Source organism: Oceanicaulis alexandrii DSM 11625, from assembly GCF_000420265.1.
Lineage (GTDB): Bacteria > Pseudomonadota > Alphaproteobacteria > Caulobacterales > Maricaulaceae > Oceanicaulis > Oceanicaulis alexandrii.
Map to the genome: position 1 here is coordinate 269,787 of NZ_ATUP01000002.1, position 20,182 is coordinate 289,968.

Genomic DNA, 20,182 nt, shown 5'->3' on the forward strand with positions numbered 1-20,182 from the left:
GTGTCCGGGCCTGTGTCTGGGAAGCCTCAGCCCTCCTGTTTGTTATGACCGAAGTCCTAATCCTTCTTGACTTTTCATTCAACGTTGAATTTACCTCATGCAAAAGCTCATAGAGGCTTCTGTTCACAGGGAGGGATAACCCCATGACTATGACACGCACCGTATTGAGTGCGGCCGCATTGCTCGCTTCTGCGTCCGCCCTGCCTTTCGCCGCCACGGCCATCGCCCAGGAAGCCGGCGCTTCTGACAATCCGATCCGCGACGTGGTTACGGTCACGGCGCGGCGCCGCGAGGAAACCCTGACCGATGTGCCGGTCTCCGTCACCGCCTTCTCGGGTGAACAGCTGGACGCGCTTGGCGCTCAGGACATCACCGCTGTGGGTCAGGTCACCCCGAACGTGACCCTGGAAGTGTCCCGCGGCACGAACACCACCCTGAGCGCCTTCATCCGCGGCGTGGGTCAGCAGGATCCGGTCGCAGGGTTCGAATCCGGCGTCGGCCTCTATCTCGATGACGTCTATCTGAACCGCCCTCAGGCGTCGGTTCTGGATATCTACGACGTGGAACGCATCGAGGTTCTGCGCGGCCCGCAAGGCACGCTTTACGGCCGAAACACCATTGGCGGCGCCGTCAAATACGTCACGCGCGGCCTGTCCGACGAACCGACCGCCAGCGTGCGCGTCAATGTGGGCAGCTATAACCAGCTCGACGTCATCGCTTCCGCCTCCACCCCGCTCACCGACACGGTGCGCGTCGGCGGCGCCGTGGCGCGCCTGTCGCGCGAAGGGTATGGCGACAATCTCTACAACGGCATCGATAACTACAATAAATCGGTCTGGGCTGGCCGTGTGTCGGCCGAGTTTGATCTCACCGAAAACTTCCAGGTCCGCGTCGCCGCCGATTACACCGATGACGCGTCCAATGCACGTCAGGGCCATCGTCTGATCCCCGATCAATTCCCGGCCTTCACCTATCCGGTGCTGGACGACGAGTTTGATACGCGCGCCGGTCTCGACTTCCCCGAGCAGTCTGTTGAAGCCTATGGCGGCTCGATCACGGCGGAATGGATGGTCAACGATTCCATCACGCTCAAATCGATCACCGCGTATCGTGAAGATGAAAGCACCACGCCCATCGACTTTGATTCGCTGCCCGAGGCGGATCTGGATGTGCCGGCGATCTACACGAACGACCAGTTCTCCCAGGAATTCCAGATGTTGTTCTCCGGCGAGCGCGTCAACGGCGTGATCGGCGCATATTATCTGGATGCGAACGCTTCGACGGGCTTTGACGTGATCCTGGCCACCACGGGCGCCATCATTGGCCTGCCGGGCCTGAACGCTCAGACGTTTGGTGATGTGTCGACGGAAACCTGGTCGTTCTTTGCAGACTTCACCTATGACCTGACTGACACGCTCGAGCTGTCCCTGGGCGCCCGCTACACCGAAGACCAGCGCTCTTCCGTGGTGCGCCGCACCACTTTCATCGGCGGCGCGTCCGACCTGTTCGGCGGCAGCGCGATTCCGATTGCGGTGACGTCTGACTTCAACGGCACGGCGGATTTTGACGACTTCTCCCCGCGCGCCTCTCTGGCCTGGTCCTTCGCAGACGGCCAGAACGTCTATGCGACCTATTCCCAGGGCTTCAAGGGCGGCGGCTTCGACCCGCGCGGTCAGACCAGCGCTGCGCCGGATCTTGATGGCGACGGTTCCGTCTCCAGCGGCGAAGTCTTCCAGTTCATGCAGTTCGACCCTGAAGAGGTGGACAGCTACGAGCTGGGCTGGAAAGCGGATTGGGGCAATGGCTGGCGTCACTCCCTGGCCGTGTTCCAGATGGATTACACCGATGTGCAAGTCCCCGGTTCGGTCGGTGTGGACACCGATGGCGACGGCGTGGCCGACACCTTCACCGGCGTCACCACCAATGCCGGCGAAGCGACCCTGCGCGGCGTGGAGTTCGAACTCTCAGGCGGCTGGGAAACCAACGCCTTTGTGGACGGCGATTATATGAGCGTGAACGCGACCGTGGGTCTGCTGGACGGCGAGTATGATCAGTTCATCAACGCCTTTGGTCAGGACATCTCTGACCAGGCGTCAATTCAGAACACGCCGGACACGACTGCGTCTCTGTCGCTGGGCTACAGCATGCCGGTTTACTCTGGTGAGCTGAACCTTCTGAGCACGGTCTCCTATCGCAGCGACTCCCAGCAGTTCGAGCTGGCGAGCCCGCTGATTGATCAGGACGCCTACACATTGTGGAACGCCAGCGCCGTCTGGACGTCAGATGAGGGCACATGGTCTGCGGGCCTGTACGGCCGCAACCTGACGGACGAGCGTTACAAGGTCGCCGGATACGACTTCGTTGACTATTCCAGCAATAGCGGCCCGTTCGTTCCGACCCTGGGCCTAGAAGGCACGCTGACCGCCTTCTACGGCGATCCGCGCACAGTGACCGCCTCGGTCACCTACCGCTACTAATCGCGTCTGATCAGAAAGCGCCGTCAACCTCTCCGGGTTGGCGGCGTTTTTTCTTTGCAAAGTGATGGTTTACGCCTTCAGTATGCAAGGGTGCGACCCGGCGTGCAGACACTGAGAAAAGACCAGGGGAGAGATATGACCACTCAGACCGAGACGGAGACGGGCCTGCCAGAGACCCCGCCCAGCGCGAAATATAGCGCCTGGGTGCTGGCCATGCTCTTTATCGTTTACGCGTTCAATTTCTTGGACCGTCAGATCATTTCCATTCTGGCCATTCCGATCCAGGAGGAGCTGGGTTTGTCGGACCGCCAGCTCGGTCTTCTGGGCGGCATAGCTTTTGCGCTCTTGTACTCCACGCTAGGGGTGCCGATCGCCTGGCTGGCTGACCGCACCAAGCGCACCTGGATCATCACGATTTCTCTGTCCGTCTGGTCCGGATTCACGGCGTTGTGCGGCCTCGCTACAAACTTTACCCAGCTGTTCCTGGCCCGTGTCGGGGTTGGCGTGGGCGAAGCGGGCGGCGTGGCGCCGTCCTATTCGCTGATCGCCGATTATTTCCCGCCGCAAAGCCGGGCGAGGGCGCTCGCCATCTATTCGCTGGGCATCCCCATCGGCTCCGCCTTCGGCGTGATCGCAGGCGCGCAGATCGCCGGCGGCGCCATGGGCGATAATCTCGATTGGCGGGCGGCCTTCATTATCGTGGGCATTCTGGGTCTGCTGATCGCCCCTTTGTTCAAACTGACCGTGCGCGAGCCCAAGCGGGGCGGCCTGGACGCGCCGCAACGGCCAGCGGTTGAGGCCGAGCTGGCTGAAAACGTCGCCGCTGCTGGCGAGCCTGTCAAAGCGCCTGAGAAGCCCGGCATCTTCAAGGTGTTGGCCATTCTGTCGAAAAAGCCCAGTTTCTGGTTCCTCACCCTGGGCGCGTCGTGCAGCTCGATGATGGGCTATGGCGTCTTCTTCTGGGTCCCGAGCTTTTTCGCGCGCAGTTTTCAGCTCGACATCATCACCACAGGCTGGCTGTTCGGCGCGATCCTGTTCGTCGGCGGCAGCCTGGGGATCATCCTGGGCGGCGTTCTGGGCGATCTGATGGGCAAGGGCTCCAAGCGCATGTACGCGATCGTGCCGGCGGTGGCGTTCTTCGTCACCTATCCCTTCTATGTCGCCGGTGTGCTGGCCCCGTCAGCGCTGTTGGCTGTCTTGCTGTTCATGATCCCAACCGGTCTGGGCCTGGCCTGGCTTGGCCCGACGCTCTCGGCCTTCCAGCATCTGGTCCCGCCCAACATGCGGTCGATGGCTTCAGCGATCTTCCTGCTCATCAACAATCTGCTCGGAATTGGCGTAGGCGTGTATGCGCTTGGTGAGTTGTCCACGCTGCTGACCCCGAGCTTCGGCGAGGAAGCCTTGCGCTATTCGATCATGATCGGCGCGACGCTGTATCTCGTGGCTGGCGGGCTGTTCCTCATCGCAGCTCGCACCATCGTCCGGGATTGGGAAGAGGCTTAGGCTTCACCGGACGCCCTAAAACGAAAAACGCCCCGGCCGACGGCCGGGGCGTTTGCGTATCCAGGGTAGCGCCTGAACGATCAGGCGGCGGCGGCTGTCATCGACATCGCCTTGATGAACAGGCTGCGGGCGTCCGATCGTGCATCTTCACCGTCAGCAGCGAACAGGTCGCCTTTCAGCGCCAGAACGGCGTCCGAGTCCGGAGTGGTGGTCTCCGCGATGTCCGCGACCAAAGCCACGGCTTCGCCAAGAGCGCAAACCGGGGCGCCGGCGCGCAGGAAGTCTGCGATCAGAAGGCGCGCATCCTGGTCATTGCGCAGCCGTTCAACGCTGGCGGCGCCTGCCGGAATGACAAGGCCAGTGAACGCGCTGGCGGTCTTTTCACCCGGCTGGGCGTCGACCACGAAATTCATTTCGTCGCCACCTTCAGGGCGACCTGTGATCAAGCCTTTCTTGGGGCTGATCATAACGGTCCGGTATCCAGCGCGCTCGGCCGAACCGGCGATATCGGTCAGATCACCGGCGTCAAATCCGTCAACCGCGAGGACCGCGATGTCACCGGACGCGCCCAGGTGCGTAAGATCGATTCGATTTTGACGTGCATTCGGTTTGGAAAAAGCCACATGTCCTCCTGCCGCTGCCAGCGGCTCTAAATGATCGAAATAGGGGTTGCTAATAATACATAGGAATGTGTGCGTGCTGGTCAAGCTTATACGCAGAAAAGGCTGTGAAATTAAAAAATCAATAATCCTGAAGTGCGGGCCTAAATACAGATTTTGAATTTACAGATGATCGTCCATTGGTCTTGGCGCTACTTTTACGGGCGATTTTTCAATCCTTATTTATTTCAAGAATTAAACGTGTGCTCCCGCGCCATCAGGACGATTGGACGCGCTTTGCGCGCTTGTTTAAGCGTGCGGAGGCATGCAGGACAAAGGCTCCGGAAGGATCGCCATGACCGAACCCATCATTCGCACCGCCTCCGCCCGTCAGGCCGACATTGCTCGCCAGGCCGAAAGCATGGGCGTGGACGAGGCGTTCATTTCCGACCTGGTTGACGCATTTTATGCGCGGGTTCAGGCGGATGAGGATCTTGGTCCAGTGTTTGAAGCCGCCATAGGTGATGACTGGACAGGGCACCTGAAGACGATGAAGCAGTTCTGGGCGTCCATCGCGCTCAATGCGGGCACATATGGCGGGCGGCCGATCCCGGCCCACCACAAGCATCTGGACAAGATCCGACCTGACCACTTCTCGATCTGGCTGTCTTTGTTCCGTCAAACCCTGGAAGAGCGGGCGCCAAGCCCGGAAGCGGCGGCATTTTTCTATCAGCGCGCGGAGCGCATAGGCCTGAATTTTCAGAGTATTCTCTTCAAATAGCGGACACTGCATCCGCACCATTGTTTTATCACGCTAACACGCTATAACGTCCTTCCGAGTTGGAGGCGAACGATGGCTGATCCCATGTCTGAAACCCGCGTTGGCGGCCCCGAGGACGTCAGCGCCTTATGCGAGGCGCTTTTGACCTTGCGAGATGGCGAGGAAATGCGCCGGTTTCTGCGCGACCTGACGACGCCAGGCGAGATGCAGGCGTTGGCGGAACGCTGGCGTGTGGCGCGTCTGTTGTCGGAGGGGAAGAAATCCTACCGCGAAATCAGCGCGGATACCGGCGTCAGCACCACCACGGTCACGCGCGTGGCGCGTTTTCTCAGTCAGGAAGATCATCAGGGATACCGGCTCGTGCTGGACCGTTTGAAGGAACAAGGCCAATGAATGAGAACCGTTTGACCCTGGCTGTTCAGAAAAAGGGACGTTTGGCCGAGGGCGGGCTGGACCTGCTCAAGCGCGCCGGCGTGAAGCTGGCCTATGGCCGGGACGATCTGCTGCGCCGCTCTGAAAACCAGCCCATCGACCTGATGCTGATCCGCGATGACGACATCCCCAGCTTTGTCGCGTCCGGCGCGTGCGACTACGGCATTGTGGGCGAAAACGTTCTTTACGAGGCGCAAAACAAGACGGCCCGCATGGCGGATCTTGAGATTGCGCTGAAGCTGGGTTTCGCCCGGTGCACGTTGAAGCTGGCGGCTCCCAAAGATGGCGCGATCACCAAGGCGGCCGACCTTGAGGGCAAGACCGTCGCCACCAGTTACCCGGCCTTGACGGCGGCCTATCTCAAGGAACGCGGCGTCAACGCCGAGATCGTCGAAATGGGCGGCAGCGTGGAAGTCGCGCCGCGCATGGGCGTCGCGGATGCGATCTGCGATCTGGTCTCCACGGGGGCCACCCTTGAAGCCAACGGCCTGGCCGCGTTTGAGACTGTCCTGGAAAGCGAGGCGGTTCTTGTGCGCCGCAAGGGAGCGCAGAAGGACGGCGTCACCGAGACCGCCGAGCGCCTGATTGAACGTTTCAAGGGCGTCATCGCGTCTCGCCAGACCAAATACATCCTTCTGAACGCCCCCAAGGACCGGCTGGAGGAAGTCCGCGCCATCCTGCCGGGCACCGATGCGCCAACCGTGGCGCCCGTGGTCGGGCGCGATGATGTGGTCGCCGTGCATGCCGTCTGCACAGAGGCCGTGTTCTGGTCCACGCTCGAGCAGCTCAAGGCTGCGGGCGCTCGCTCCATCCTGGTTATGCCGATTGAAAAGATGATGGCCTGACATGCTGACCCGGATCGATTGGAAAACGTCAGACGCGCAGACGCGTCAGCGCCTGTTCGAGCGGCCCTCGCTTGGTTCAGATGCAGTCGCAGTGGCGCAAGGCATTCTGGACGCCGTGCGGGCGCGCGGTGAAGCCGCAGTGCGGGACTACGCCCTCTCGCTGGACGATTGGGCGCCTGAAGCGGGGTTCCGAGTTCCTGAAAGCGAGCTGGCCGAGGCGGAGCAAGCGCTGGCGGCAGAAGACCGTGACGCCATTCTGGCGGCGGCTGAGGCTGTGCGAGCGTTTCACGCCGAGCAGGGCTATCGCGACTACCAGATTGAAACCTGGCCGGGCGCGCTGGCCAGCCGTCGGGCGACCCCGATCGATGTGGCGGGTCTTTATGTGCCGGCCGGCACGGCGCCGCTGGTCTCCACCTTGATCATGCTGGCGGTCCCCGCGCAACTCGCAGGCGTGCCGCGCATCGCGGTCATCGCGCCGCCGCGTAAGGGGCAGGGCGTCGAGCCGACCGTGCTGGCTGCAGCCAAGCTGCTTGGGGTTGATGAAGTCTACGCCATTGGCGGCGCGCACGGCGTGGCGGCGCTTGGGCTCGGGGTGGCCGGACTGCCGAAAGCGGACAAGATTTTCGGTCCGGGCAATGCCTATGTGGCCGCCGCAAAGGCGCTGTTGTCGCAAAGCCCGAACGGGGCCGCGGCGGATTTGCCGGCGGGGCCGAGCGAAGTCATGGTGGTGGCCGATGACGCCGCCGATCCCGAGCTTGTGGCCATCGACCTGCTCAGCCAGGCCGAGCACGACCGCATGGCGCAAGTGGTGCTGGTCGCGTTCTCTGAAGAGTTCGCCGCTCGGGTGGATGCGCAAATCGATGTCTTGCTCAAACAGCTGCCGCGAGCGGACACGGCGCGGGCGGCGTTGGCCAATTCTCGCGCGGTCATCGTCGCGTCAGAAGACGAAGCGGTTGAGGCGGCCAACGCCTACGCCAGTGAACACCTGATCGTTCAGACCCGAGATCCACGCGCCTTTTCGGATCGTATACGTCATGCCGGATCGATTTTTCTGGGGCCGTGGACGCCCGAGGCGGCGGGTGATTACGCCGCAGGGCCAAACCACGCCTTGCCAACCGCTGGCGCTGCACGCGCCTATGGCGGCGTGACGGTGGAGATGTTTCAGAAGACGACGACGCTTCTGGAGCTGAGTGAAGAGAGCCTTGAGTCTATCGCGCCCGTGGTTGAACGCCTGGCGGCGCTTGAAGGACTGGACGCGCACCGCCTCGCAATGGCGCTGCGTCGAAATAGAAAGACGAAGCCATGAGCGGCGTATTTGACCTCTCCAAACGTCCTGAAGACATGCGCGCCATGGGTGAAGCCATGTTGCTTGAACGCTTGGCGAGCCTTCTGGAAATCCCGGCCGCGAACCTGTCTCTGGCCTCTAGCACGGATGAAGCGCGCCAGGCGGTCTGGAGCAGTGATCTGACGCTCGTCAGCGATTTTGGCGCGGACGGGGTGATCGCTCTGGATGAGCCGGCGCAACCCGGTCTGACCTTGTACCGGATCGGCGGCCTGCAGACGCCTGTCACGGTCTTGTCGGCCATGGATGAAGAGCAGGCGGCGCTGTTGCGCACCAAGCTCAATGCGGTGCCGTGTTGTCTGCTCGAAGAGGGTATGCGCCAGCTTAGTCCTGGCGCCCGTCTCGCCGCTCGCAAGGATCGCGAGGAACGCGACGCCATTCTGACTGATATCGGTCAGGCCCTGGCTGAAGAGCTGGGTGAAGTGGGGCAGGTCACGGCGCGCGGTCTGGTTTACGAGCATACCAACCTTAAAACCCTCAGCCGTCTGGGCCTGGTTCTGGCCGAAGACGGTGAAGGGCTGGTGGGCCATGTGCGTGACGCGCAGACGGCGCGTGAGTTGCGCGATTTTCTGGGTCTGCGCAGCCAGCGGCGCACGGCCACTGTTCGCCGCGTCACCAAGGAAACGTCGATCACATTGAACATCAATCTGGACCGCGAAGGCGCCGAGATTGATACCGGCATCGCCTTTTTTGATCACATGCTCGAACAAGTGGCCCGCCATGGCGGCCTGGCCCTGAGCGTGTCGTGCGAAGGCGATCTCGAGGTCGACTCCCACCACACCATCGAAGATGTCTGCCTGGCGCTCGGCGAAGGGCTGAAGGAAGCGCTTGGCGACAAGCGCGGGATTGGGCGCTTCGGGTTTGAAGTGCCGATGGACGAAACGCGCGCGGGCGTCTGGATCGACCTTTCCGGGCGGCCTTATGCAGTGTTTGAGGGCGAGATTCCCGGCGAACGGGTTGGCGACTTCCCGGTTGAAATGTGTTCGCACGCCTTTCGCTCCATCGCGGAAAGCCTGAAAGCGGCGCTGCATGTGAAAGTGGAGGGTGAAAACGCCCACCACATGATCGAAAGCTGTTTCAAGGCCTTTGGTCGCGCCTTGCGTATGGCGTCCCGGATTGAGGGCGACGCCTTGCCGTCCACCAAGGGTGTTCTGTGATGACCACGGCGATTATCGACACCTCGACCGCCAATATCGCCTCGGTTCGATATGCGCTGGAGCGTCTGGATGCGCGCTATCGCCTGACGGAGACGCCGGACGAAGCTCAGGATTGCGATCGCATCATCCTGCCGGGCGTGGGCGCGGCGGGACCGGCCATGAAGCGCTTGCGCGAAACCGGCTGGGCGAAAGCACTGCAGACCGATCAAAGGCCTCTGCTGGGGGTGTGTTTGGGCATGCAATTGCTCTTTGATTACTCAGAGGAAAGCGATTGCGAGATGCTGGGGTTGATCCCGGGGCGCATTGAGCGCCTGGATCCGGGCGATGCCGGGCCGTGGCCTCATATGGGCTGGAACACGCTGTCCCAGACCCGCGCGGACGAGCCTTTGCTTGAAGGCGTTGAGGCTGACGCACACGTCTATTTCGTCCATGGCTTTTACGCGCCTGTCGGCGCGCACACGGTCACGTCCACACACTATGGGCCTGAAGTCACGGCCATCGCCCGCAAGGGCCATGTGGCCGGTTGTCAGTTCCACCCCGAGCGTTCGGCCAAAACCGGCGCGCAAATCCTGACCAATTTCATAAAGGGCGCGGCATGATCGTTTATCCCGCCATCGATGTTCTGGACGGCCGCGTAGTGCGGCTGGCCAAGGGCGATTTCGACGCTGTGACCGAGTATGGCGACAACCCCGTGGCCGTCGCCGAGCAGTTCAAATCCGCCGGCGCGGACTGGTTGCATCTGGTGGACCTGTCCGGAGCGCGTGACGGCGCGCGGCGTCAGCAGGATCTGGTGCGCGCTATTGCGGGTGTGGGCCTGAAGGTTCAGACCGGCGGCGGCGTGCGGTCGCGTGAGGATGTGGACGCCATTCTGAACGCCGGCGCCAGCCGCGCGGTGATCGGCAGTCTGGCGGTCAGCGATCCGCAGACCGTGATCGGCTGGATTGCGGAATACGGCGCCGAACAGATCGCCGCGGCGTTTGACGTGAAGATCGCGGAGGACGGCGTCGCCTATCCCACGCTCAAGGGCTGGACCGAGCAGTCAGTCACGCCGCTTGCCGATCTTCTGTCTGAATACCGACTGGCGGGGCTGAGCCACGCTCTGGCGACCGATGTGGCGCGCGACGGCATGCTCGAAGGTCCGAACCTGGAGCTTTATGAAGACCTGGCGCAGATCCGGCCTGACATGAACTGGCAGGCGTCGGGCGGGGTTTCGTCGCTGGATGATCTCCGCGCGCTCAAGGCGAACAAACTGTCCGGCGTCATCATCGGGCGGGCGCTGTTTGAAGGCCGCTTTACGCTGGAGGAGGCGCTGGCATGCTAGCGCGCCGTATTATTCCCTGCCTGGACGTGCGCGATGGCCGTGTGGTGAAGGGCGTGAAATTCCAGAACCATGAAGATGTGGGCGGGATCGAGGAGCTGGCGCGTCGCTATGCCCAGGAAGGCGCGGACGAGCTGGTCTTCTACGATATCAGCGCCAGTCCGTCGGGCCGCACGGTGGAGCCGGAATGGGTGGGCCGCGTGGCGCGCCAGATCGACATTCCGTTCTGTGTCGCAGGCGGCATCCGCTCGCTTGAACATGCGCGGGCGCGTCTGTTTGGCGGCGCGGACAAGATCTCCATCAACACCCCGGCGCTCGAAAACCCCGATCTGATTGACGCGCTGGCGACGGAGTTCGGTTCGCAGTGCGTGGTGGTCGGCATCGACAGCCGGGTGATCGACGGCGAGTGGCGCTGCCACAAGAATACGGGCGATCCGTCCAAGACCTCCACCGAGCACCGCAAGACGCTGGACTGGATCCGCGAAGTCGTAGACCGCGGCGCAGGCGAGATCGTGCTCAATTGCATGGATCAGGACGGCGTGCGCGAAGGTTATGACATTGACCAGCTCGCCGCTGCGCGTGAGGTGTGTCCGGTCCCTCTGATCGCGTCAGGCGGCGCGGGCGCGCGTGAGCATTTCCGTGACGTCTTCCAGCAGGCGAATGTTGACGGCGCCCTGGCGGCGAGCGTCTTTCATAAAGCCGTCATCGCCATTCCGGAACTCAAGTCCTGGCTGTCGAGCGAAGGTGTGGAGATGCGCGTATGAGCCTGTTTCAGATCGACTGGAAAAAGGGCGGAGGGCTCGCTCCCGCCATCGTGCAGCACGCCGACACGAGCGAAGTGCTGATGCTGGGCTATATGAACGCCAAGGCGCTCGATGAGACCCAGACCCGGGGTCTTGTGACCTTCTGGTCTCGCTCCAAGGAGCGGCTCTGGACCAAGGGCGAAAGCTCCGGCAACACCTTGTCACTGGTCTCGGTGGCGACCGATTGCGATTCAGACGCCATTCTGGTGCGCGCGCGCCCGGCCGGTCCGACCTGCCATACGGGCAGCCACAGCTGTTTTGGCGAGGCGCCGGGTCCGGAGATCGGCTTTCTGGGGCAGCTGCAGTACGTGATCGATACGCGCGCGTCTGAGGATCCCGAAGGCAGCTACACCGCCAAACTCCTGTCCAAAGGCGTGCTCAAATGCGCGCAGAAAGTGGGCGAGGAGGGGGTCGAGACCGCGCTCGCCGCCGCCGCCGAGGATGACGACGCGCTTCTGGGCGAAGCCGCCGACTTGATCTTCCACCTGATGGTGACGCTGAAAGCGCGCGGCCTGTCGCTGGCGGACGTGACAGCGCTGCTGGCGCAAAGGCACGCGGCGAAAGGCTAGTCGCGAACAGTAGAGTAAAAAAAGGCCCGGTCTTTCGACCGGGCCTTTTCATGTCTTAGTCGCTGGTGCGGCGCGAGGGGTTTCGGAAATCGTTTCCGAAGAAGATCGCGTTCATCATCAGCTTGGCCGGTCCGCGGAAATAGGCGCGGTAATAGGGATCATCCGCAAAGAGGATGACCGAGCCCGAGCCGCGGCGTTCGGCGAAGACGGCGCCGGTTCCCGACAGGGCGCGGCGGACTTCCTCTGACGCGTAGCCGCTGAGCAGCGGGTCGTCTGCGCCGTAACGCACGGGCAGGGCGAGAGGGTTGTCGCCGCCCGCAAACGCCATGCTGCCAATCCGATGGCTGGGCAGCTGGGCGTCGCGATACCCAAAGGCGAGCGGGTGAGTGGTGTCGATCCGGGTTTGGAAAATCGCGCCCGAAATCTCCATCTCTGCATCCCAGACCGCTAGGGCGTCATAATTGTCAGGCCGGGCGGCGTCTGCTTCAGGCGTTTCCAGCTCTGCGATCGCAGCGCTGGTCAGCTCCTGATCGATCACCCAGCGGGCCGCGCCGCGTGTGGCGATCAGCGTGCCGCCGTCGCGGACCCAGGCGTTCAGGGTTTCCGGCATGTCATCGCCCATCCGGTTCAGACGACCATGGGGCAGGATGATATGGGTGTAGCGGCTGAGATCGGCGCCGCCGAGTTCGGACTGGTCGATCATGCTGACAGGCATGTGCATGTCATGATCGAGCAGATGCCAAAGCTCGCCCGCATCGCCCATGCTGATTCCGCGACCCGTGACCAGGAGCACTTCAGGCTGCTCCACATTGCTCAGTTGGAAACCGCCCAGGTCCGACCCGCGCGACGTGCTGCTGGATGTGACGGCGTGGACCTTCACGCCGTCTTCTTCAGCAGCCCGGACCAGCAGGGCGTGGATCTCCTCGGCGCTGACCGGTTGACGGCTCAGCTCGATCATCAGCGAGCCGCGCTCCAGTTCGGTTTCACCGGCGGTCGTCTGAACGCTGATCTCATCGGGAATGACGCGGGCTCGCACGCCGGCGTCCAGCAAACGATAGAGCGCGCGCGGGGCGTAATAGCTGTCCCACTCCATCACATAGCCGATGGCGCTAACGTCCGGCGCGGCTTCGGCCATGTCAAAGCCTGTGACGCGCTCGCCGACGATCTGGCTGCGGTACTGGCCACCGCGCAATTCGGCGTAATCGAGGTCATAGGCGAGGGGCTGGGTCCAGCCCGACACGTCATAGAACTCGACCTTGTCCTCGATCACGCGGGTTTCAAACAGGCCGCGCACCAGTCGGTATTGCTGTTGGCGCAGGGGAATGAGGAAGGCTTCGCCCGGCTCGAAATCCTGGCCCTGATGGGTGAAGGGCTGCGCCAGCTCGTAGACTTCCAGACGGTGGGTTTCCAGCATCTGCAGGAAATCGGCCAGACGTCCACGATCAGCCGAGCCGAACACATAGCCGCGCACCGGGTCTGAATTCGCCATCTGGCGGCTTTCATTGAAGAAGTCACGCATGTGCGCGTGCAGGGCGTCGCGGTTGGCGTAGGCGGACTGGATCAGGGCGACGGCCGTGCGCGCTTGCTGGGCGATTTTGTCGTCATAGCGCTGGATGCCGTATTCGGTTTCCTGAATAAGGCCGCGCACCGAGCTCTGTTCAAACAGATAGGGGATGGAGCCGATCAGGCCCGGATAGCTCGAACCATATCCCAGATAGAAGTCGTCAAAGACCTCTTCGCTGACATAGACCTCGCCGGCCTCGTCAAAGTGCGCGTTGATCGACTCGTTCATCGTCAGATTGAGATCAAAGCCTGCCGGGCTCAGCAGCGGGTGAAAGCCCTCGCGGGGGCCCGGCGAAATGAAGAAGGTGGAGTTTGACCCCATCTCGTGCAGGTCGGCCGCCACATTGGGGCGCCAGTCCTGGGTGGTGCTCACCAGCGCGCGCGATTCAGGCTGGGTGACAGGCAGCCATTGGCGGTTGAGGTCGAACCAGTAATGGTTGGTGCGCCCCCAGGGCCATTCATAGAAATGTTCCCGGCTTTGCGGATCGGCCACAGCCGCATTGGCGTGGTGCATGTTGGTCCACTGGGCGAAACGGTTCGCGCCGTCTGGATTGATCATGACGATTTGCTGGACGACGGTTTCGTTCAGCAGGGCCTCGATCTCGGCGCCTTGCGCGGCGGCCAGATGATAGAGGATCAAAGGCGCAGAATCGTAGCCTGAGGACTCAGAGCCATGAACGCCATGAGTGAGCTGCACGATCACCGGGTGTTCCGCCGGGGCGGCGACGCCCTCGTCGCCGAGACGCAGCTGGGTCGCGCGGATGTCTTCAAGCCGGGCCTGGTTGGCGGGAGATGTGGTGGTCACGCGCAGGATGGGACGGCCGAAATGGCTGTGCCCGATGGTCTCGACGCTGACCCGGTCAGAGGCGTCGGCGATCGCGCGGATATAGGCGGCGTGCATCTCCGGGGTGAAAATGATCTCGCCGGACTGATAGCCCAACACACTCTCAGGTGTTGGAATGGCGGCGTCGTATCGAACGTCGAAGTCCAGCAGATCAGCGATCGGTTTCGGATCATAGGCCGAAGCGGCTCCCGCCGTGGGCAAAGCCAGGGCCAGAGACAGTGCAAGCGCGCGCAGCATTAAAGCAGCTCCCCAAATTGTTGTTAATTTGTAACGGTAAGCAGGCCGACGCTCCGGTCAAGCATGTCTGGATGACATCGCCGCTCTATGTTTGTAATCCCGCCCGATAAATATGCGTCTTGAACGCGAAAAACACCTGAGGAAATGCTCTGATGTCTCGCTTGTTCCGCCATGTCTTGCTCAGCTCCGCCACCGGGTTTCTGAGCCTGTGCGGCGGCGGTCATGCTGCATCCGCACAGGATGCGCCCGCTGTGCGAGACGTTGTCGTGGTGACGGGGGCGCGTGCGGAAACCCTGCGCCGTCAGAGCACACTGGCCACCGCAATTCTGGAGGCTGAGGCTCTTGATCGGGTCGGCGCGCATCATGTCAGCGAGGCGCTCAATCGTTTGCCCGGCGTCAATATCAATCGCGGCAATGGCGCGGAGCACCTCACGGCGATCCGGTCTCCGATGTTCACGGGCGGTCAGGGCGCTGGCAGCTTTCTTTACCTTGAAGATGGCGTGCCGCTGCGCGCCGCCGGTTTCGCCAATATCAACGGCCTGTTTGAAGGCGCGGACGGGCTTGCTGACCGGATCGAGGTGGTGCGGGGGCCGGGGTCTGCGGCTTATGGCTCGAACGCCCTGCATGGTCTCGTGAACATCATCACGCCTGACCCGCTGGACGCGGAGCGCTCGGTCCGGCTGGAAGCCGGCTCATATGGCCGGGCGGCAGCGCGCTTGAACCTGGCGGGCGAGACCGGGTTCGGCGCAGGATGGCTGGGGGTGAACCTGCGTCATGAAGACGGCTGGCGCGAGGATGCGTCGCTGGATCGGCGCGTGCTTCAGGCCCGACTGGACGGGCGGATGGGGCAGACTGATTGGTCCTTGCGCCTCTCTGGCGTTGATCTGGAGCAGGAAACCGCGACCTATGTGGGCGGGTTCGAGGCCTATAAGGATGAAGCCGCGTCTCGTCGCAACGCAGATCCCGAAGCGTTCCGCAACGCCTACGCCCTGCGCGCCGCCCTGCATCTGAACCATCCGATCACCGAGACGCTCAGCGCCCAGGCGGCCCTGTTCGCGCGCAGCAATGACATGCAGTTCCGCATGCACTTCCTGCCTTCGGAAGCGCTGGAGACCAGCGGCCATGACTCGCTGGGCTTTCAGTCCGCACTGGTCTGGACGCTGGATGACAGCGTCATCCGGGTGGGGCTGGATACGGACTTCACCGAGGGCGCGCTCAGAGAGTTCCAGACCCGCCCGACGGTGGGGCCGTTCGTTCAGGGGCTTCATTATGACTACACGGTGCAATCGCGCACCGTCGCCGGCTTCGCCATGGGTGAACATCAGCTGACGTCCAGATTGAGGCTCGACGCCGGATTGCGGTGGGAGAACACCCGGTACGCGTATTCAAATCGGGCGCCTGAGGGTCAGGTCGGGCGCTATCTGCGTCTGCCGGATCGCGATGACAGCTTTGACACGCTGGCGCCGCATGCGGGCTGGGTCTTGGACGTGACGGACTCGCTGTCGCTGTTCGGTCGTGTGGCGCGCGGCGTGCGCGCGCCACAGACCGCCGAGCTTTACCGGTTGCAACCGGGGCAAAGCGTTGAAGGCATCGAGCCTGAAACGCTGGATAGCGCGGAAACGGGTCTGCGCCTTGATCTTGGGGGCGCAGCGCAGGTCGAGCTGACCGGATATGTCATGCGCAAGGAGAATGTGATCTTGCGCGACTCAGACGGCCTCACGGTCACTGGCGCGAAGACTCGCCATCAGGGTGTGGAGCTTGAAGGCGGCTGGTCTATCACTGACACGCTGATGCTCTCGGGCGCGGTCAGCTGGGCGGTCCATGAATATGATTTCAATGGCGGGGCAGGCGCAGGTTCTGAACGCATCCGCGAAGGGGCGCGCATCGACACGGCGCCAGAATGGCTGTCCAGTCTTCGCCTGCTGTGGCGTCCTGTCGAGTCAGTGCTCGTGGAAACCGAATGGGCGCATGTGGGCGAATACTACGCCGATGCAGGAAACACAGCCGTTTATGATGGCCATGATCTGTTTCACATGCGTCTTTCCAAAGACATTGATGACCAGACCCGGATCAGCCTCGGAGTGCGAAATCTTCTCGACGAACGCTATGCGGAACGGGCCGACTTCGCATTTGGGCGCTATCGCTATTTCCCCGGGGAGGGACGGACCATCAGCGTCAGTGCTGGGTGGTCTTTCTAAGCAGTTTTCAACAAGAATTTTCGCATAACCATGCTTAAGAGACTCACGGGCACCTATGGAGAGTTCTCCAATTCAGGGTGGCCTCCATGTTCAAGAATGCATCAATAGGTCAAAAACTGTATTTGGCAGGTGGCGCGCTGGCCGTAATGCTGGTGTTGCTGACGGTCGTCAGTGCATTTCAAGTGCGGCGCGCTATGCTTCAGGAGGTCGATCAGGGGCTCTCTGAGATCGTCGAGATCGCCACAAGCACGATCAGTTCTTATCACGCCAGAGTAGAAGCGGGCGAGATGACGCAGGAAGCGGCTCAGGCTGCTGCGATGCGGGCGCTCAGCGACATGCGCTTTGAAGGCGACAATTATTTCTTCGTCATTGATTTTGATCACCAGATGATCATGCACGCAGTGCGCCCCCAGCTGAATGGGCAGTCCGTATACAATACGCAGGACCCCAACGGGCTGTTCCTGTTTCGCGAGATGACCCAGGTGGCGCGCGCCGAAGGACAGGGTTTTGTGGATTACGGCTGGCCTCGCGCCGGCTCTGACATTCCTGAGCCCAAACGCAGTTACGTGATGTTGTTTGAGCCTTGGGGGCTGATCACTGGCGCCGGCGTTTATTATGACGATGTTCAGGCCAGCATCTGGTCGATCATCAGAGTGCTGGCGCTTGGCAACGGTGTTGTGATCGCCATTTTGTTTGCCGGAGCATACGTGCTCAACCGATCCATCCAGGGGCCTGTCGCGCGCCTGAGTGGAGCAGTGGAGCGTCTGGCCCAAGGTGATACGGCGGCGGAATTGCCTGAGCCCTACGGCCGGGAAGTGTCCACATTGACGGCGTCCGTGAAAATTCTTCAGGTTTCCGCGCGTGAGCGCGAACGCCTGGAGGCGGAAGCGCATGCCGCTCAGGAGGCGCAACTCAAGCGCGCCGAGCAGATCGAAGCGCTGGTGTCGGAGTTTGACCAAAGCGCGTCACAGGCCATCTCCGCGTTTGAAGCCGCGGGTGAGCAGCTCCGTGCGTCGTCCCAGGGAATGAAAGCCAACGCTGGCGCCACCGCGGATGGCGCTCGCACTTTGGACGGGGCCGCCCAGACTTCGGCGGAGAGCGTCGAGGTGGTCGCCGCCGCCGCAGAAGAGCTGACCGCCGCGATCAGCGAGATCAATCAGCAATCCTTGCGTTCCTCTGAAGTGTCCAAATCCGCGGTCGAGCAAGCGGAATCGACACGTCAGGACGTGCAGAAACTGGCGGACGCCGCCCAGAAGATCGACGGCATTGTCCAGCTGATCGCCGGCGTCACCGAGCAGACCAATCTTCTGGCGCTGAACGCCACCATCGAGGCCGCACGCGCCGGTGAGGCGGGCAAGGGGTTTGCGGTTGTGGCCAGCGAAGTGAAAGCGCTGGCCGAGCAGACCGCCCATGCGACCGAGAGCATCGCTTCGGAGATCAAAGGCATTCAGTCCGCGACGGATGCGTCAGTGAGCGCCATCGAGAAGATCGCAACCGTCATTGGCGAGACCTATGAAATCGCCACCGCCATTTCCGCCGCCATGGAAGAGCAGCGGGCCGCGGCCGCTGAAATCTCGAGTTCAGCGCAAAACGCCGCCGCCGCCACCGGCGAAGTGCGCACTGAAGTGAGCCAGGCCCAGCAGCGTGCGGATCAGGCGAACAAGGGCGCCAGCGATCTGGATCAGGCGAGCGTGGCTGTCGCCAGTGAGTCGCAAGGTTTGAAGGCGACCATCGAGCGCTTTCTCTCTGGCGTTCGCGCCGCCTGACGCTTGCCAGGCGCCGCCGGTGCGCGTTAGCAGATCGGGTCCACTCTTGCGGAGAACCCGATCATGCCTTCACGCACTGGCGCCCAGCACCTAATCGCCGCTTTGTCCGCCAATGGCGTTGAGCGAATTTATGGTGTTCCTGGTGAGAGTTATCTGGCGGCCCTTGATGCATTGGTTGAAGTGGATATTCCCTTTATCCAGTGCCGTCACGAAGCCGGGGCCGCCAATATGGCTGAAGCCCATGGCAAGCTGACCGGGCGTCCGGGCATTTGTTTCGTGACACGGGGGCCCGGCGCCACCCAGGCCGCTGTCGGGGTCCACACGGCGCTTCAGGACTCAACGCCGATGATCTTGCTGGTCGGACAGGTCCGCCGTGAGGATGAAGGGCGTGAGGCGTTTCAGGAGCTCGATTATGCGCAGGCCTTTGCGGGGCTCGCCAAGGCGGCGTTCGAGATCCGCGATCCCGCTCGTGTGCCTGAAATGATGATGCGCGCCTTTGCGCTCGCCATGAACGGGCGGCCTGGACCGGTCGTCGTGGGCTTGCCTGAAGATATGCTGACCGAGATCGCTGACGCGCCCGAGGCTGCGGCTTTGGTTCCGGCGCGCAGCGAAGTCTCCGCCGAGACAGCGCATGAAATCGCCGCGATGATCGACGCGGCCGAGCGCCCTGTGATGATGGTGGGCGGGCCGGGCTGGCGCGATGAAGACCGTGAGGCGCTGCATGATTTCGCGGTTCGCGCCAATTGCCCCATCCTGACAAGTTTCCGCGTCAAGCACCTGTTTGATAATGCTCATTCCCATTATGGCGGTGAGGCGGGCATTGGCGCATGCCCGGCCGTCGTGACGGCTTTGCGCGAAGCGGACCTGATCGTCGCGGTCGGCCCGCGCCTGGGGGAGATGACCACGCAGAGCTATGATCTGTTCGACGTTCCCGAAGGCGTGGCGGATCGTCTGGTTCACATTCATCCGGGCGGGGAAGAGCTGGGCCGTGTGTATCGCCCGAAACTGGCCGTCACCGCCCAGGCCGGTCCTGCGCTGAGTGCGATCAGCGCCGCGGCCAAGTCTGGCAACGCAGCCGCTCGCGCTGACTGGGTCAAGCAATGCCGCGCCGCCTATGACGCCTGGATCGAACCGGTTGAGGTGACGGGTGATGTGAACCCGTCGATCATCTGGCGCGAAACGTCAGACAAGCTCGGCGGTCAGGCGATCATGACCAATGGTGCGGGCAATTTTGCGGCCTGGCTGCATCGCTATTGGGTGCACCGGTGCTGCCCCAGCCAGCTCGCGCCGACTTCGGGCGCCATGGGCTATGGCCTGCCGGCTGCGATCGCCGCGAAGCTGCATTGCCCGGATCGTCCGGTGATCGCGGTGTGCGGAGATGGCGATTTCATGATGGCGGCGCCGGAGCTGGCGACGGCCGTCCAGCATGGCGCGAACATCGTGGTGTGTGTCTTTGACAATGGCGCCTATGGCACCATCCGCATGCACCAGGAGCGCGCCTATCCGGGCCGGGTCAGCGGGACGGATCTCTCCAATCCTGATTTCAAACTGATGGCGGAAGCGTGCGGCTGCGCGGGCTATTTCGTCGACAGGACCGAAGACTTCGCTGACGCTCTGGATCAGGCTTTGAACGCGGGCAAGCCCGCCCTGATCCATGTCAAACAGAGCCTGGCTGACATTGCGCCGGGCAAGACGCTCACACTGAGCTAAGTCAGACCTATCCGTTTCCGACCTTCAGGGAGTCCACC

The 20,182-nt window shown here is 62.4% G+C and carries 16 protein-coding genes; 14 read left to right on the forward strand and 2 right to left on the reverse strand.

Annotated elements, in window-relative coordinates:
- The first annotated feature begins 143 nt into the window (after window positions 1-143).
- Both G405_RS0113930 and G405_RS0113935 read left to right on the forward strand, forming a co-directional pair.
- The gene (locus tag G405_RS0113930) at window positions 144-2,477 is read left to right on the forward strand and encodes a TonB-dependent receptor (RefSeq protein ID WP_028284831.1); all 2,334 of its coding nucleotides are present in this window, start codon (window positions 144-146) and stop codon (window positions 2,475-2,477) included.
- A gap of 135 nt (window positions 2,478-2,612) precedes the next feature.
- The gene (locus G405_RS0113935) at window positions 2,613-3,980 is read left to right on the forward strand and encodes a spinster family MFS transporter (protein ID WP_022702138.1); all 1,368 of its coding nucleotides are present in this window, start codon (window positions 2,613-2,615) and stop codon (window positions 3,978-3,980) included.
- Between the two features lie 80 nt (window positions 3,981-4,060).
- Here the strand turns inward: G405_RS0113935 and G405_RS0113940 are convergent, their stop codons facing one another.
- Entirely contained in the window at window positions 4,061-4,603 is a 543-nt protein-coding gene (locus G405_RS0113940) for a DJ-1/PfpI family protein (RefSeq protein ID WP_022702139.1), read from the reverse strand.
- 331 nt (window positions 4,604-4,934) lie between these two features.
- On the opposite strand from G405_RS0113940, the gene G405_RS0113945 reads away from it, so the two are divergent.
- The 9 genes from G405_RS0113945 (at window position 4,935) to hisIE (ending at window position 11,826) form a co-directional block, all read left to right on the forward strand.
- The gene (locus G405_RS0113945) at window positions 4,935-5,360 is read left to right on the forward strand and encodes a group III truncated hemoglobin (protein WP_022702140.1); all 426 of its coding nucleotides are present in this window, start codon (window positions 4,935-4,937) and stop codon (window positions 5,358-5,360) included.
- Between the two features lie 72 nt (window positions 5,361-5,432).
- A complete protein-coding gene (locus tag G405_RS0113950) occupies window positions 5,433-5,753 on the forward strand; it encodes a YerC/YecD family TrpR-related protein (protein WP_022702141.1) in 321 nt (106 codons plus the stop codon).
- Window positions 5,750-6,637 (forward strand): ATP phosphoribosyltransferase, encoded by an 888-nt coding sequence (hisG, locus tag G405_RS0113955; protein ID WP_022702142.1) that lies wholly within the window; start codon window positions 5,750-5,752, stop codon window positions 6,635-6,637. Before G405_RS0113950 ends, hisG begins: the two co-directional genes overlap by 4 nt.
- Window position 6,638: 1 nt before the next feature.
- Window positions 6,639-7,943: a histidinol dehydrogenase gene (gene hisD / locus G405_RS0113960; protein ID WP_022702143.1), complete on the forward strand. Its 1,305-nt coding sequence runs from the start codon at window positions 6,639-6,641 to the stop codon at window positions 7,941-7,943.
- The gene (gene hisB / locus G405_RS16720) at window positions 7,940-9,136 is read left to right on the forward strand and encodes an imidazoleglycerol-phosphate dehydratase HisB (protein ID WP_022702144.1); all 1,197 of its coding nucleotides are present in this window, start codon (window positions 7,940-7,942) and stop codon (window positions 9,134-9,136) included. The genes hisD and hisB overlap by 4 nt, the downstream gene beginning before the upstream one ends.
- Window positions 9,133-9,735: an imidazole glycerol phosphate synthase subunit HisH gene (gene hisH / locus G405_RS0113970; protein WP_156861551.1), complete on the forward strand. Its 603-nt coding sequence runs from the start codon at window positions 9,133-9,135 to the stop codon at window positions 9,733-9,735. Before hisB ends, hisH begins: the two co-directional genes overlap by 4 nt.
- Window positions 9,732-10,457 carry a 1-(5-phosphoribosyl)-5-[(5-phosphoribosylamino)methylideneamino]imidazole-4-carboxamide isomerase gene (gene hisA / locus G405_RS0113975; RefSeq protein WP_022702146.1) on the forward strand — a complete coding sequence of 242 codons (726 nt, stop codon included), beginning with the start codon at window positions 9,732-9,734 and terminating at the stop codon, window positions 10,455-10,457. The genes hisH and hisA overlap by 4 nt, the downstream gene beginning before the upstream one ends.
- Entirely contained in the window at window positions 10,451-11,218 is a 768-nt protein-coding gene (gene hisF, locus G405_RS0113980) for an imidazole glycerol phosphate synthase subunit HisF (RefSeq protein WP_022702147.1), read from the forward strand. The genes hisA and hisF overlap by 7 nt, the downstream gene beginning before the upstream one ends.
- Window positions 11,215-11,826, forward strand: coding sequence for a bifunctional phosphoribosyl-AMP cyclohydrolase/phosphoribosyl-ATP diphosphatase HisIE (gene hisIE / locus G405_RS0113985; protein ID WP_022702148.1), 612 nt, complete (start codon window positions 11,215-11,217; stop codon window positions 11,824-11,826). The genes hisF and hisIE overlap by 4 nt, the downstream gene beginning before the upstream one ends.
- A gap of 55 nt (window positions 11,827-11,881) precedes the next feature.
- On the opposite strand, the gene G405_RS0113990 is transcribed toward hisIE, so the two are convergent.
- Window positions 11,882-14,470 carry a M14 family zinc carboxypeptidase gene (locus tag G405_RS0113990; protein WP_022702149.1) on the reverse strand — a complete coding sequence of 863 codons (2,589 nt, stop codon included), beginning with the start codon at window positions 14,468-14,470 and terminating at the stop codon, window positions 11,882-11,884.
- Window positions 14,471-14,622: 152 nt separating this feature from the next.
- Between G405_RS0113990 and G405_RS16200 the strand changes: the two genes are divergently transcribed.
- The 3 genes from G405_RS16200 (at window position 14,623) to G405_RS0114005 (ending at window position 20,144) form a co-directional block, all read left to right on the forward strand.
- The gene (locus G405_RS16200) at window positions 14,623-16,668 is read left to right on the forward strand and encodes a TonB-dependent receptor (RefSeq protein ID WP_022702150.1); all 2,046 of its coding nucleotides are present in this window, start codon (window positions 14,623-14,625) and stop codon (window positions 16,666-16,668) included.
- A 194-nt stretch (window positions 16,669-16,862) separates the two neighbouring features.
- Complete coding sequence (locus G405_RS0114000; RefSeq protein WP_169447533.1) at window positions 16,863-18,434, forward strand: methyl-accepting chemotaxis protein; 1,572 nt, start codon at window positions 16,863-16,865, stop codon at window positions 18,432-18,434.
- A 63-nt stretch (window positions 18,435-18,497) separates the two neighbouring features.
- Window positions 18,498-20,144 carry a thiamine pyrophosphate-dependent enzyme gene (locus G405_RS0114005; protein WP_022702152.1) on the forward strand — a complete coding sequence of 549 codons (1,647 nt, stop codon included), beginning with the start codon at window positions 18,498-18,500 and terminating at the stop codon, window positions 20,142-20,144.
- Window positions 20,145-20,182: the final 38 nt, after the last annotated feature.

Excerpts from the sequence above, each read along its gene's own strand:
- G405_RS0113930 (WP_028284831.1), top strand. The coding sequence starts at position 144 with ATGACTATGACACGCACCGTATTGAGTGCGGCCGCATTGCTCGCTTCT.
- G405_RS0113935 (WP_022702138.1), top strand. The coding sequence starts at position 2,613 with ATGACCACTCAGACCGAGACGGAGACGGGCCTGCCAGAGACCCCGCCC.
- G405_RS0113945 (WP_022702140.1), top strand. The coding sequence starts at position 4,935 with ATGACCGAACCCATCATTCGCACCGCCTCCGCCCGTCAGGCCGACATT.
- G405_RS0113950 (WP_022702141.1), top strand. The coding sequence starts at position 5,433 with ATGGCTGATCCCATGTCTGAAACCCGCGTTGGCGGCCCCGAGGACGTC.
- hisG (WP_022702142.1), top strand. The coding sequence starts at position 5,750 with ATGAATGAGAACCGTTTGACCCTGGCTGTTCAGAAAAAGGGACGTTTG.
- hisD (WP_022702143.1), top strand. The coding sequence starts at position 6,639 with ATGCTGACCCGGATCGATTGGAAAACGTCAGACGCGCAGACGCGTCAG.
- hisB (WP_022702144.1), top strand. The coding sequence starts at position 7,940 with ATGAGCGGCGTATTTGACCTCTCCAAACGTCCTGAAGACATGCGCGCC.
- hisA (WP_022702146.1), top strand. The coding sequence starts at position 9,732 with ATGATCGTTTATCCCGCCATCGATGTTCTGGACGGCCGCGTAGTGCGG.
- hisF (WP_022702147.1), top strand. The coding sequence starts at position 10,451 with ATGCTAGCGCGCCGTATTATTCCCTGCCTGGACGTGCGCGATGGCCGT.
- hisIE (WP_022702148.1), top strand. The coding sequence starts at position 11,215 with ATGAGCCTGTTTCAGATCGACTGGAAAAAGGGCGGAGGGCTCGCTCCC.
- G405_RS0113990 (WP_022702149.1), bottom strand. The coding sequence starts at position 14,470 with ATGCTGCGCGCGCTTGCACTGTCTCTGGCCCTGGCTTTGCCCACGGCG.
- G405_RS16200 (WP_022702150.1), top strand. The coding sequence starts at position 14,623 with ATGTCTCGCTTGTTCCGCCATGTCTTGCTCAGCTCCGCCACCGGGTTT.
- G405_RS0114000 (WP_169447533.1), top strand. The coding sequence starts at position 16,863 with ATGCTTCAGGAGGTCGATCAGGGGCTCTCTGAGATCGTCGAGATCGCC.
- G405_RS0114005 (WP_022702152.1), top strand. The coding sequence starts at position 18,498 with ATGCCTTCACGCACTGGCGCCCAGCACCTAATCGCCGCTTTGTCCGCC.